Origin of the sequence: Streptomyces sp. NPDC007875, assembly GCF_042868035.1 — a bacterium.
In the GTDB taxonomy this organism is placed as follows: Bacteria; Actinomycetota; Actinomycetes; order Streptomycetales; family Streptomycetaceae; genus Streptomyces; species Streptomyces antimycoticus.
Genome location: NZ_JBIADZ010000038.1, coordinates 1 through 14,698, shown reverse-complemented (window position 1 = coordinate 14,698; position 14,698 = coordinate 1). Strand labels below are relative to the sequence as shown.

The following is a 14,698-nucleotide window of genomic DNA, read 5'->3' as shown; positions in this document are numbered from 1 at the left end:
CTGAGGTCAGTTGAATTGTGGGCGGTCATCACGTCAGGACCTTCCGAATTCATTGTTGATGATGTCGAAGATGTCTTCGGCGGAGGCGGCGTCGAGGGCGAGTTCATCGTCTTCGACGCCGTCGGCGCCCGCCGCGCTCTCGGTCTCGTGCCATGTCCGCAGCAGCGCTTCGAGTCGGGCCGTGACCCGTTCGCGTTCCGTCGCGTCGTCGGAGACGTGGGAAAGGGTGAATTCCAGCTTGTCGATTTCGGCGAGGGCCGGGAGTTCGGGTGTGGTGTCCTCGCCGAGCAGGTCGGCGCGCAGCACATCGGCGAGCGCGCCGGGCGTCGGGTGGTCGAAGACCAGGGTGGCGGTGAGCTGGAGCCCGGTGGCCGCGTTCAGCCGGTTGCGGAGTTCGACGGCGGTGAGGGAGTCGAAGCCCAGCTCCTTGAAGGCCCGGCCCGCCTGGACGGCCGTGGTGTCGTCGTGTCCGAGGACGGCGGCGACCTCCGTACGGACCAGGTCGAGCAGGACCTTGTCGGCCTCGGACCCGGTGAGCCCGGCGAGCCGCTGCCGCAGGGACTCCGCCGATGCCTCGGCCGTGCCGCCGTCCGCGCCCTCCGCCGGGTCCGGTGCCAGGGCGGCGCGGACCTCGGGCAGATCGGCGATGAGCGGGCGGGGGCGGGCCGCCGTGAAGGTGGGGGCGAAGCGGCCCCAGTCGACGTCGGCCACGGTCACCACGGTCTCGTTCCGGTCCAGCGCCTGCTGGAGGGCGGCGATGGCGGAGTGCGGGGCCATCACCGGCAGGCCGCGGCGGCGCAGTTGCTCGGCCGCCTCGTCGTCGGCGACGAGTCCGCCGTCCGCCCACGGGCCCCAGGCCACGGAGGTGGCGGTGAGACCGCGGGCCCGGCGCTGTTCGGCCAGCGCGTCGAGGAAGGCGTTTGCGGCCGCGTAGGCGCCCTGGCCGCCACTGCCCCACACCGCGGCGATCGAGGAGAAGAGCACGAAGGCGTCCAGCTCGGCGTCGTCGAGCAGCGCGTCCAGATGGGCCGCGCCCGCGACCTTGGCGGCGACCACATCGGCGACCTCGGCCGGGGTGGTCTCCGCGAGCGGTGCGAACTGCCCGGCGCCCGCCGTGTGCACGACGGCGGTGAGCGGGTGTCCCGGGCGTTCGTCGCGGATCCGGGCCAGCAGCCCGGCGACCGCGTCCCGGTCGGTGACGTCGCAGGCGGCGACGGTCACCTCGACGCCCTTCGCGATCAGTTCGGCCGCGAGTACGTCGGCGCCGGGGGCGTCGGGGCCCCGGCGGCTGGTGAGCACCAGATGCTCGGCACCGTTCTCCGCCAGCCAGCGGGCCACATGGGCGCCCAGCGCGCCGGTGCCGCCGGTGACCAGGACCGTGCCACGCGGCCGCCAGGGCGCGCCGGTGGCCGGGGTGGACTCGGCGCGGGCGAGGCGGCGGGCCAGGATTCCGGCCGTACGGATCGCCAGCTGGTCCTCGTGGTCGTCGCCGTGTCCGCCGAGCACACCGGCCAGGCGGTCGGCGGCCCGTTCGTCGAGCGTCGCGGGCAGGTCGATCAGACCGCCCCAGCGCTCCGGATGCTCCAGCGCGACCACCCGGCCCAGGCCCCAGAGCTGCGCCTGTGCGGCGCTGCCGACCGGTTCCGAGGCGGCGGTGGAGACGGCGCCGGTGGTGGCGCACCACAGCGGAGCGTCCAGGCCCGCGTCCCCGAGCGCCTGCACCAGCACTCCGGTGCGCAGCAGCCCGGTGGGCACGGCGGGGTGGTCGGGGTGCGGGCGCTCGTCCAGCGCGAGCAGCGACAGCACACCGTGTACGGGCTCCTCCGCCGCGGCCCGGCGGATCCGGTCGGCCAGGGCGTCCCGGTCGAGATCCCCGCCGTCTGCGGACGGGGCGATGCTGACGCGCCGGATGTCGGCGCCCCGGTCGGCCAGCGCGGCCACCACGCGCCGCACGGTGTCGGCCTGGCCCGCGGCTGCGACCGGTTCGGCGACCAGCCAGACGCCGGGGGCGGCGGCGAGCTGCGGCTCCTCCAGCGGCTTCCAGGTGACGCGGTAGCGCCAGCCGTCGAGCGCGGACTGCTCGCGTTCGCGGCGCCGCCACGCGGACAGCGCCGGGAGCAGCGCGCTGAGCGGCTGGTCCACGTCGATGCCCACGGCGTCCGACAGCGAGGCGAGGTCGTCGCTCTCGACGGCCTCCCAGAACCGGGCGCCGGCCGTGTCGACGGCCGTGGCCGCCTCGCCGGACGTGTGGCGGGGGGTGCCGTCGAGCCAGTAGCGCCGCCGCTGGAAGGCGTAGGTGGGCAGCTCGACGCGGTGGGCGCCGGTCCCGGCGAACAGCGCCTCCCAGTCCACGGCCGCGCCCCGGACGTGCAGCGTGGCGAGGGCGCCGGTCAGCGTCTCCGTCTCGGGGCGCCCGGCGCGCAGCACGGGCACGAAGGCCACCTCTTCGGCGCCTTCGCCTCCGGCGGTGACGCAGTCCTGCGCCATGGCGGACAGCACCCCGTCCGGGCCGAGTTCGACGTAGGTGGTGACGCCCTGCGCCTCCAGGGCGCGTACACCGTCGAGGAAGCGGACGGCGTGGCGGACGTGGCGCACCCAGTAGTCGGCGGCCATGCCCAGCTCGTCGGCGACCGGCTGCCCGGTGACCGTGGAGACGATCGGGATGCGCGGCGCGCGGTACGTCAGCCTCTCGGCGACCTTGCGGAAGTCGGCGAGCATGCCGTCCATCAGCGGGGAGTGGAAGGCGTGGCTCACGGTGAGCCGCTTGGTCTTGCGGCCCCGCGCCTCGAACGACGCCGCGATCTCCAGCGCCGCGTCCTCGTCGCCCGCGATGACCACCGAGGCCGGTCCGTTGAGCGCGGCGATGCCGACGCGCTCGGTCAGCAGTGGCTCGACCTCGTCCTCCGACGCCTGGACGGCGATCATCGCGCCACGGGCGGGCAGTTGCTGCATCAGCCGGCCGCGGGCGGCCACCAGCGTGGCGGCGTCCTCCAGCGACAGCACCCCGGCCACCTGCGCCGCGGCCAGCTCGCCGATGGAGTGCCCGGCCAGGACGTCCGGCCGCAGCCCGGCGGCCTCGGCCAGCCGGAACAGCGCCACCTCGACCGCGAACAGCGCGGGCTGGGTGAAACCGGTCCGGTCCAGCGCCTCCTTGTCGTCCCCGAACAGCACGTCGTACAGCGGTTGTTCGAGGTGCCGGTCCAGCTCGGCGCAGACCGCGTCCAGCGCCTCCGCGAAGACCGGGCTGGCCTCGTACAGCTCACGGCCCATGCCGAGCCGCTGGCTGCCCTGCCCGGTGAAGAGCACGGCGGTGCGGCCCTCGGCGGGCACGCCCCGGATCAGCTGCGCGGCGGACTCGCCGCGCGCGAGGGCGGTGAGGCCCGTGAGCAGCCGGTCCCGGTCCGGGCCGAGGACCACCGCGCGGTGCTCCAGGGCGGACCTGGTGGTGGCCAGGGAGTACGCCACGTCCACCGCGCCGAGCCCGGTGTCGGCCTCGAGGTGGGCGCGCAGCCGCTCGGCCTGGGACCGCAGCGCGTCCTCGCCCTTGGCCGACAGCGGCCAGGCCACCACATCGGGCCGTACGAGGGGGCGCCGCGGTGTGCTCTCGACCGGCTCGTCGTGGACCGGGGCCTGCTCCAGAACCGTATGGGCATTGGTGCCGCTGAAGCCGAACGAGGAGACGCCCGCGCGGCGCGGACGGCCGGTCTCCGGCCACTCCACCTGCTCGGTGAGCAGCGACACCGCGCCCGCCGACCAGTCCACATGCGGCGACGGATCGTCCACGTGCAGGGTGCGCGGCAGCACACCGTGGCGCATGGCCAGCACCATCTTGATGATGCCCGCGACACCGGCCGCCGCCTGGGTGTGGCCGATGTTGGACTTGATGGCGCCCAGCCACAGCGGCCGGTCCGCGTCCCGCTCCTGGCCGTAGGTGGCCAGCAGCGCCTGGGCCTCGATCGGGTCGCCGAGCCGGGTGCCGGTGCCATGGGCCTCGACCGCGTCCACCTCGGCGGCCGACAGGCCCGCACCGGCCAGCGCCTGGCGGATGACGCGCTGCTGGGCGGGGCCGTTGGGCGCGGTCAGACCGTTGGAGGCGCCGTCCTGGTTGATGGCCGAGCCACGGACGATCGCCAGCACCGGGTGCCCGTTGCGCCGGGCGTCCGACAGCCGCTCCACGAGCAGCATGCCGACGCCCTCGCCCCAGCCGGTGCCGTCCGCACCTGCCGCGAACGCCTTGCAGCGGCCGTCCGGAGCCAGCCCGCGCTGGCGGCTGAACTCGATGTACGCGCCGGGGCTGGACATGACCGTCACACCGCCCGCGAGCGCGAGCGAGCACTCGCCCTGGCGCAGCGCCTGGATCGCCCAGTGCAGCGCCACCAGCGACGACGAACACGCCGTGTCGACGGTGACCGCCGGACCCTCCAGGCCGAAGGTGTACGCGAGCCGGCCGGAGACCACGCTGGCCGCGTTGCCCGTGCCCAGGTAGCCCTCGACCTCCTCGGGGACGGTGTGCAGCGAGGCGTCGTAGTCCTGTCCGTTGGAGCCGACGAAGACACCGGCGGAGGTGCCGCGCAGCGTCGCCGGGTCGATGCCCGCGCGCTCGAACGCCTCCCAGGAGGTCTCCAGCAGCAGCCGCTGCTGCGGGTCCATGGCGAGCGCCTCACGGGGCGAGATCCCGAAGAACGGGGCGTCGAAGTGGCCCGCGTCGTAGAGGAAACCGCCCTCGCGTGCGTAGAACGTGCCCCGCCGGTCGGGATCCGGGTCGTACAGCGCGTCCAGGTCCCAGCCGCGGTCGGCCGGGAACTCGGCGATCGCGTCCCCGCCCGCGGTGAGCAGCTGCCACAGCTCCTCGGGCGTCCGCACCCCGCCCGGGAAGCGGCAGCTCATCGCGACGATCGCGATCGGGTCGTCATCGGCCGCCGCCGTCACGACCGCAGGCTGCAAAGCCGCGGCGGTGGTGTCCGCCCCGATGAGCTCGCCGCGCAGATAGCCCGCGAGGGCAGAAGCCGTCGGATAGTCGAAGACCAGGGTCGCGGGCAGTTGGACACCGCTGGCGGCGCCGAGCCGGTTGCGCAGCTCGACGGCGGTCAGCGAGTCGAAGCCCAGCTCACCGAAGGCCCGGTCGGCGGCGATGGACTCCGAGCCGTCGTGTCCGAGCACCGCGGCCACCTGCGTACGGACCAGGTCCAGCAGCAGCCGGTCACGTTCCGCCTCGCCCAGCCCGGCCAGCCGGGCGGCGAGCGAGGAGCCGTCGGCCGCGGTCTCGGTGGCAGTGTCCTCCGCCGCCGCGCGGATCTCCGGGAGCTCCGCGAGCAGACGGCTGGGCCGTGCGGCGGTGAAGTCCGGTGCGAACCGGTCCCAGTCGATGTCCGCGACGGTGACCACGGTGTCATCGAGGTCGAGCGCCCGCTGGAGCGCGCCGATCGCCAACTCGGCGTCCATCGGCGGCAGTCCGCTCCGGCGAAGACGCTGCTCCAGCGCACCGTCCGTGGCCATGCCGCCCTCGGCCCACGGGCCCCAGGCGATCGAGGTGGCGGGCAAGCCCTGGGCGCGCCGCCGCTCGGCCAGCGCGTCCAGATAGGCGTTGGCGGCGGCGTAGTTGCCCTGCCCCGCGGCGCCGAACGTGCCGCTGATCGAGGAGAACAGCACGAAGGCCGACAGCTTCCGGTCGCGCGTCAGCTCGTCGAGATGGGCCGCGGCGGCGGCCTTGGCGCGCAGTACGGATGTGAAGCGCTCGGGGGTGAGCGAGTCCAGTACGCCGTCGTCCAGGACGCCCGCGGTGTGCACCACGGCGGTCAGCGGCAGCTCGGCGGGAAGATCGGCGAGGAGCCGCGCGAGCGCGTCCCGGTCGGACACGTCGCATGCGGCGACGGTCACCCGGGCACCGGCGGCGGCGAGTTCGCCGCGCAGCTCGACGGCGCCGGGGGCGTCGATGCCACGGCGGCTGGTGAGCACCACATGCTCGGCGCCGCCCGCGACCAGCCAGCGGGCCACCTGCGCGCCCAGCGCGCCCGTACCGCCGGTGACCAGCGTCGTACCGGCGCCGGGCGTCCATGTGTCGCCGGAGGACGCGGTGGCCCGTACGAGCCGACGTCCGAACACGCCCGACGCCCGCACCGCGACCTGATCCTCGCCACCGGCACCGGCCAGCACCTCCGCCAGCCGCCCCAGCGCACGCTCATCGGCCGTCTCCGGGAGGTCGACCAGACCGCCCCAGCGCTCGGGCAGCTCCAGCGCCGCCACCCGGCCCAGACCCCACAGCCGCGCCCTCTCCGGGCTGACCGCACCGTCCGAACGGCCCACGGCCACCGCGCCCCGCGTGGCCACCCACAGCGGCGCGCCGATGCCCGTGTCGCCCAGGGCCTGCGTCAGCTCGGCCGTCCGCAGCAGCGCGTCGCCGTCCGCGGAAGGCAGACCGTCTGCGTGTGCCGGACCGTTCGCGGGGGCCAGACCGCCCGCGAGGCCCAGCAGGGACAGCACGCCACCGGTCACGGCCTCGTCGCCGACGGCCCCGGCCAGCCGCTCGGCCATCGTGGCACGGTCGTCGTCGGCGGTCAGCTCGACGCGGTGTACGTCGGCCCCGCGGTCGTTCAGCATCCGTACGGCACCCGCGACCCAGGCGTCCTCGGCCGCCTCGGCCGGTACCACCACGAGCCAACGGCCGCTCAGGGACGCGGTGGAACGGTCGGTGACCGGCTTCCACGACACCCGGTAGCGCCAGCCGTCCACCGTCGAACGCTCCGACTGCTGCCGCCGCCACGACGACAGAGAGGGCAGCAGGGCCTCCAGCGCCCCGTTGTCCTCGGTGCCGAGGTTCAGGGTCTCGGCGAGCGAGGCCAGGTCCGCGCGCTCGACGGCCTCCCAGAAGCGGGCGTCGACCGCGTCCTGAGCCGTGGCGTCGGGGGTGGCGGTGGCGGTCCGCACGTCCAGCCAGTAGCGCCGCCGCTGGAAGGCGTACGTCGGCAACTCGACGCGCCGCGCCCCGGTTCCGGCGTAGAACGCCTCCCAGTCCGGGACCACGCCCCGGACCTGCAGCGCGGCGAGGGCGGAGGTGACGGTCTCTGCCTCGGGGCGGCCGCCGCGCAGGGCGGCGACGAAGGCCGCCGCCGCGTCACCCTCGGCGAGGCAGTCCTGGCCCATCGCGGACAGCACACCGTCGGGGCCGAGTTCGAGGTACGTGGTGACGCCCTGGGCTTCGAGGGTGCGGATGCCGTCGAGGAAGCGGACGGCTTCGCGGACATGGCGCACCCAGAAGTCGGCGCTGGTGATCTCCTCGGTGGAGACGACGGAACCGGTGAGGTTCGAGACGATCGGGATGCGCGGAGCTTCGTAGGTCAGCCCCTCCGCGACCTCGCGGAACGCGTCCAACATCCCGTCCATACGCGGCGAGTGGAAGGCGTGGCTGACGGTGAGGCGCTTGGTCTTGCGGCCCTGGGCCTCGAACGACGCGGCGATCTCCAGCGCCGCGTCCTCGTCACCCGCGATGACCACGGAGGTGGGCCCGTTGAGCGCGGCGATCGAGACGCGCTCGGTCAGCAGCGGTGTGACCTCGTCCTCGGACGCCTGGACGGCGATCATCGCGCCACCGGACGGAAGCTCCTGCATCAGACGGCCACGCGCGGCCACCAGCTTCGCCGCGTCCGCCAGCGAGAGCACACCCGCCACATGCGCGGCGGCCAGCTCGCCAATCGAGTGCCCGGAGAGGAAGTCGGGCCGCAGTCCCCATGCCTCGACCAGCCGGAACAGCGCCACCTCGACCGCGAACAGCGTGGGCTGGGTGAATCCGGTCCGGTCCAGAGTCGTGGCGTCGTCCCCGAACAGCACATCCCGCAGCGGCCGCTCCAGATGCGCGTCCAGGTGAGCACACACCTCGTCCAGCGCCTCGGCGAACACCGGAGAGGCGTCGTACAACTCGCGGCCCATACCGAGCCGCTGGCTGCCCTGCCCCGTGAACAGGAAGGCCAGCTTCCCGGCCACCGGCGAGCCCTGCACCAGACCCGTGGCCGGTTCGCCGGAGGCCAGCGCCTCCAGGGCGCGCAGGAAGCCCTCGCGACCGTCAGCGACCAGCACCGCACGGTCCTCGAAGGTGGTGCGCCCGGCGGCCAGGGTGTAGCCGATGGCGGCCAGGTCCACGTCCTCGTCAGCGGAGTCGGCGCGCAGCCGGTCGCGCAGGTGGCGGGCCTGGTCGCGCAGCGCGTCCCGGCTCACGGCCGACAGCGGCCACGGCAGCACCGGCGGTACGGCGGTGGGCCGCGCCGCCCCGTCCTCGTGGTCCTCGGCGGCCGGCGGCTGCTCGATGATGGTGTGCGCGTTGGTGCCGCTGATGCCGAACGACGACACACCGGCACGGCGCGGACGGCCGGTCTCCGGCCACTCCATCCGCTCGGTGAGCAGCGAGACCGCGCCGTCCTCCCAGTCGACGTTGGTCGAGGGCGCGTCCACGTGCAGTGTCTGCGGCAGCACACCGTGGCGCATCGCCAGCACCATCTTGATGATGCCCGCGACACCGGCCGCGGCCTGCGTGTGACCGATGTTGGACTTGATGGAGCCCAGCCACAACGGCCGCTCCGCGTCCCGCTGCTGCCCGTAGGTGGCGAGCAGGGCCTGCGCCTCGATCGGGTCGCCCAGCGTCGTGCCCGTGCCGTGCGCCTCGACCACGTCCACATCGCCCGCCGACAGCCCGGCGGCGGCCAGCGCCTGCCGGATGACGCGCTGCTGGGACGGGCCGTTGGGTGCCGTCAGACCGTTCGACGCACCGTCCTGGTTGATCGCGCTGCCGCGCACGACCGCCAGCACCGGGTGCCCGTTGCGCCGGGCGTCCGAGAGCCGCTCCACGAGCAGCATGCCCGCGCCCTCGGCCCAGCCGGTGCCGTCCGCCGACGCCGCGAACGACTTGCACCGGCCGTCCGTGGCCAGGCCGCGCTGACGGCTGAAGTCGATGAACGTCTCGGGGGTGGCCATGACCGCCACACCACCGGCCAGCGCCATGGTGCACTCGCCCGCGCGCAGCGCCTGGATCGCCCAGTGCAGCGCCACCAGCGACGACGAGCACGCCGTGTCGACGGTGACCGCCGGGCCCTCCAGGCCGAAGGTGTAGGCCACCCGGCCGGATGCGATGGAGCCCGCGTTGCCGGTGCCGATGTAGCCCTCGACACCGTCGGGGATACCGTCGAGCCCGGTCACGTAGTCGTGGTACATGACGCCCGCGAACACGCCGGTCTTGCTGCCGCGCAGCGTGACCGGGTCGATGCCCGCGCGCTCGAACGCCTCCCACGACGTCTCCAGCAGCAACCGCTGCTGCGGGTCCATCGCGAGGGCCTCGCGCGGCGAGATGCCGAAGAAGTCCGGGTCGAAGTCGGCGGCATCGTGCAGGAAGCCGCCCTCGCGGGTGTACGAGGTGCCCGCGTGATCGGGGTCCGGGTGGTACAGACCGTCGAGGTCCCAGCCACGGTCCACGGGGAAGCCGGAGATGCCGTCGCCGCCGGTGGCGACGAGCTCCCACAGCTCCTCCGGGGTGCGCACCCCGCCGGGGTAGCGGCAGCTCATGCCGACGATGACGATCGGGTCGTCGTCGACCGCCGGGGCCGCGCCCGTCCGTACGGGGACGAGCGGCGCCGTGGTCTCCTCGGCGCCCACCAACTCCTCGCGCAGATGACCGGCCAGGGCGGTGGGGGTCGGGTAGTCGAAGACGAGCGTGGCCGGGAGCCGCAGCCCGGTGACGGTCTTGAGGTCGTTGCGGAGTTCGACGGCGGTGAGCGAGTCGAAGCCCAGCTCCTTGAACGCCCGCCCGGCCTCGACCGCTTCCGGGCCCGCGTAACCGAGCACCGCGGCGACCCGGCCGCACACCAACTCCAGCAGCTCACGGTCCTGTTCGGGCCGGGCGAGCCCGGCCAGCCGCTGGGCGAGCGAGGAGCCGTCGGCGGTGACGGCCGCGGCGGCGGCCCGCCGGACCGGGGTCCGCACCAGGCCGCGGAACAGCGCCGGGACGGTGCCGGTCGCCGTGGCCTCGGTGCGCAGCCCGGCGTAGTCGAGCCGCATCGGGAACAGCACGGCGGCGCCGTCGGCACGGGCCGCGTCGAAGAGCGCGAGCCCCTCGTCGGCGGCGATCGGGGCGACCCCGCCGCGCGCGATGCGCCGCAGGTCGACCTCGTCGAGACCGCTGCCCATGCCCGCACCGCCCCACAGGCCCCAGGCCAGCGCGGTGGCCGGGAGCCCCTGGGCGAGGCGGTGCTGGGCGAGCGCCTCCAGGAAGGAGTTGGCGGCGGCGTAGCTCGCCTGTCCGGGCGCGCCGAACACGGCGGCGGCACCGGAGAACAGCACGAACGCGGACAGCTCGTGGCCGCGGGTCAGCTCGTGCAGGTTGAGCGCCGCGTCCACCTTGGGACGCAGCACCCGCGCCACCCGCTCGGGCGTCAGCGAGCCGAGGATGCCGTCGTCCAGGACACCCGCCGTGTGCACCACGGCGGTCAGCGGATGCTCGGCCGGAATGGCGGCCAGGGTCGCGGCGAGCGCGTCGCGGTCGGCCACATCGCAGGCCGCCCAGGTCACGGTGGCACCGGCCGCCGTGAGATCGGCGGCCAGCTCCTCGGCGCCGTCGGCGTCGGCGCCACGGCGGCTGACCAGCAGAAGCCGCCGTACGCCGTGGGCGGAGACGAGGTGGCGGGCGAAGAGGCCGCCGAGGGTTCCGGTGGCACCGGTGATCAGTGCGGTGCCGTTGGGGTCGTACGACGGGGCGCCGGATGCCTCGTGAGCGTCGCCGTCGGTGCTCTCGCCAACCGGCACCCGGGCCAGCCGGGGCGCGAGCGCCACGCCCGCGCGCAGCGCCAGTTCCGCCTCGTCCACGCCGAGCGCGCTGGGCACCGTACGGTACGAGCCCTCCTCGCCGTCCACGTCCAGCAGCACCAGACGGCCTGGGTTCTCCGACTGGGCGGAGCGGAACAGACCGCGCACGGCGGCGTACGGCAGGTCCGCCACGCCCGCTCCCGGCTCGGTCTCCACCGCGCCCCGGGTCAGCAGGACCAGCCGCGAGGCGGCGAACCGCTCATCGGCCAGCCACTCCTGGAGCAGGGCGAGGGTGGTCTGCGTGGCCTCGTACACGGCCGCCGCGCCGTCACCGAGGGCGACACCGGCACCGGCACCCGCCAGCAGGACGGTGTCGGGCGCGGGCGCCCCGGCCTCCACGGCCGTCCGCAGCACCGACAGATCGCGATACGCGGCGAGCCGGACCCCGGACCCGAACGCACCCTCCAGTGCGGCCAGTTGACCGGCGTCCGCGCCGAGCACCGCCCAGTCGCCCGTTGCCGCGCCGCTCGCGGGCGCCGGAACCGCCGTCCAGTCCAGCCGGAACAGCGACTCATGCAGCCCGCCGCGCGCCGCGCGGACCTGGTCGGCGGAGGCGGCCCGCAGCGCCACGGACTCGACCGTGGCCACCGGACGCCCCGTACCGTCGGCGACCAGCAGCGAGACCGCGTTCGAGGACCGCTCGGACAGCCGCACCCGGAGCGCACCGGCCCCGGCCGCGTGCAGCTGCACGCCGTTCCACGCGAACGGCAGCAGCGCGCCCTCGGCCAGCGCCGCCTCGCGGTCGGCGCCGTCGAGGCCGATGACGTGCAGCGCGGCATCCAGCAGGGCCGGGTGCAGCCCGAACCGCTCGGCCTCGGCGCCCGACGTCAGCGGCGCGTCCTCGGGGAAGCCCACCTCGGCGTAGAGATTCTCGCCGAGCCGCCAGGCGCCCTTGAGCCCCTGGAACACCGGCCCGTAGCCGAGGCCCGCCCCGGCCAGTTCCTCGTACAGCCCCTCGACCGCGATGGGCGTCGCGCCCTGCGGCGGCCATACGGCGAGCTCATCGGGCTCGCCGGACTCGGAGATCCGGGCGCCGGGTGCGAGCACACCGGTGGCGTGGCGCGTCCACGGCTCGGTCCCGAGCGCGTCCTGCCGACGCGAATGCAGGCTGAAGGAACGGCGGCCGGACTCGTCCGGCCCGTCCACGACGAGCTGCACCCGCACCCCGGTGTGCTCGGGCAGCACGAGCGGGGCTTCCAGGGTCAGTTCGTCCAGCCTCTCGCAGCCGACCTGGGCGCCTGCGGCGCCGGCCAGCTCGACGAAGGCCGTACCGGGCAGCAGCACGGTGTCCATGACCGCGTGGTCGGCCAGCCAGGGGTGGGTCCGGGTGGAGAGCACACCCGTGAGCAGGAGCCCATCGGCGTCGGCGAGCGCGACGGCGGCGCCGAGGAGCGGATGGTCGATGTCGCCCAGCCCGATCGACTCGGGGTCGCCCGCCGCGAGGGCGGCGGCGCTGGGCCAGTAGCGCCGGCGCTGGAAGGCGTAGGTGGGCAGCTCGGCCGGGTCCATGGAGACCGCGCCCGCACCGGCGAAGACGGCCGCCCAGTCCGGCGTCACACCACGGACATGCGCCCGCGCGACAGCCGACAGCAGCGCCTCGGCCTCCGGGCGGTCCTTGCGCAGCGCGGCGGCGAACGCGACGTCGTCGCCGGTCACGCACTCCTGCGCCATCGCGGAGAGAACGCCGTCGGGGCCGAGCTCGACGAAGGTCGTCACACCCTCCGCTTCCAAGGTGCGGATGCCGTCGAGGAAGCGGACCGCCTCGCGGACATGGCGCACCCAGAAGTCGGCCGTCGTGATCTCCTCGGCGGAGACGACGGTCCCGGTGAGGTTGGAGACGATCGGGATCCGCGGCGCCTCGTAGGTCAGCCCCTCCGCGACCTCACGGAACGCCTCCAGCATCCCGTCCATGCGCGGCGAGTGGAACGCGTGGCTGACCGTGAGCCGCTTGGTCTTGCGGCCCCGCGCCTCGAAGGCCGCGGCGATCTCCAGCGCCGCGTCCTCGTCACCCGCGATGACCACAGAGGTGGGCCCGTTGAGCGCGGCAATGCTGACGCGCTCGGTCAGCAGCGGGAGCACCTCGTCCTCCGACGCCTGCACCGCGAACATCGCGCCACCGGCCGGAAGCTCCTGCATCAAACGACCACGCGCCGCCACCAGCTTCGCCGCGTCCGCCAGCGAGAACACACCCGCCACATGCGCGGCAGCCAACTCACCGATCGAATGCCCGGAGAGGAAGTCCGCCTCCAGACCCCACGCCTCCACCAGCCGGAACAACGCCACCTCGACCGCGAACAACGCCGGCTGGGTGAATCCGGTCCGGTCCAACGCCTCGGCGTCATCCCCGAACAGCACATCCCGCAGCGGCCGCTCCAGATACAGATCCAGATGCGCACACACCGCATCCAACGCATCCGCGAACACCGGATAGGCGTCATACAGCTCACGCCCCATCCCCAGCCGCTGACTCCCCTGCCCCGTGAACAGGAACGCCACCTTGCCCTCAGCGACCGTCCCCTCGACCACGGACGGGGCGGACTCGCCCCGGGCCACCGCGTCGAGCGACCGCAGCAGTTCGTCCCGGTCGCCGACGGTCAGCACCGCACGCCGCTCCAGGGCGGCGCGGCCGACGGCCAGGGCGTGGGCGACGTCGAGCGGCGCAGACTCCGGCCGCGACGCGAGGTGGGCGTGCAGCCGCGCGGCCTGCTCCCGCAGGGCTTCGGCGTTCTTGGCCGACAGGACGAACGGCAGGAGGCCGTCGAGGCCGTTCCGCTCGGGCGTCTCGGCCGGGGCGGCCGGAAGAGCCGGGGCCTGCTCGATGATGGTGTGCGCGTTGGTGCCACTGATGCCGAACGAGGAGATACCCGCGCGGCGCGGACGGCCGGTCTCCGGCCATTCCACCTGCTCGGTCAGCAGCGAGACGGCCCCCGCCGACCAGTCCACATGCGGCGACGGCGCGTCCACGTGCAGCGTCTGCGGCAGCACACCGTGCCGCATCGCCAGCACCATCTTGATGATGCCCGCGACACCCGCCGCCGCCTGCGTGTGACCGATGTTGGACTTGATGGAGCCGAGCCACAACGGCCGCTCCCCATCCCGCTCCTGGCCGTACGTGGCGAGCAGCGCCTGCGCCTCGATCGGGTCACCCAGGGTCGTACCCGTGCCGTGCGCCTCGACGACGTCCACATCGCCGGTCGTCAGCCCGGCGCTGGTCAGCGCCTGCCGGATGACACGCTGCTGCGACGGGCCGTTGGGTGCCGTCAGACCGTTCGACGCACCGTCCTGGTTGATGGCCGAGCCCCGGACCACCGCCAGCACCGGGTGCCCGTGGCGCCGCGCGTCCGACAGCCGCTCCACGAGCAGCATGCCCGCGCCCTCGCCCCAGCCGGTGCCATCGGCCCCGGCCGCGAACGCCTTGATCCGGCCATCGGCGGCCAGGCCACGCTGACGGCTGAAGTCGATGAAGTTCTCGGGGGTGGACATCACCGTGACGCCGCCCGCGAGCGCCATCGTGCACTCGCCCTGCCGCAGCGCCTGCACCGCCAGATGCAGCGCCACCAGCGACGACGAGCAGGCCGTGTCGACCGTGACGGCCGGGCCCTCCAGACCGAAGGTGTACGCCACCCGCCCCGACACCACGCTCGCCGCGTTGCCGGTGCCCAGATGGCCCTCCAGGCCATCGGGCGCCTGCATCAGCAGCGACAGATAGTCCTGGCCGTTGGTCCCGGCGAAGACACCGATCTGCTGGCCACGCAGCGCACCCGGGTCGATGCCCGCGCGCTCGAACGCCTCCCAGGAGGTCTCCAGCAGCAACCGCTGCTGCGGATCCATCGCCAGCGCCTCACGCGGCGAAATC

At 74.4% G+C, this 14,698-nt stretch carries 1 protein-coding gene and 1 pseudogene; both read right to left on the bottom strand.

Annotated elements, in window-relative coordinates; genetic code table 11:
• Positions 1–33: 33 nt before the first annotated feature.
• Complete coding sequence (locus tag ACFYOY_RS43525) at positions 34–11,283, bottom strand: type I polyketide synthase (protein ID WP_388593364.1); 11,250 nt, start codon at positions 11,281–11,283, stop codon at positions 34–36.
• Positions 11,284–11,439: 156 nt separating this feature from the next.
• A pseudogene (locus ACFYOY_RS43520) lies at positions 11,440–14,673 on the bottom strand (type I polyketide synthase); the annotation flags it as partial.
• Positions 14,674–14,698 lie beyond the last annotated feature (25 nt).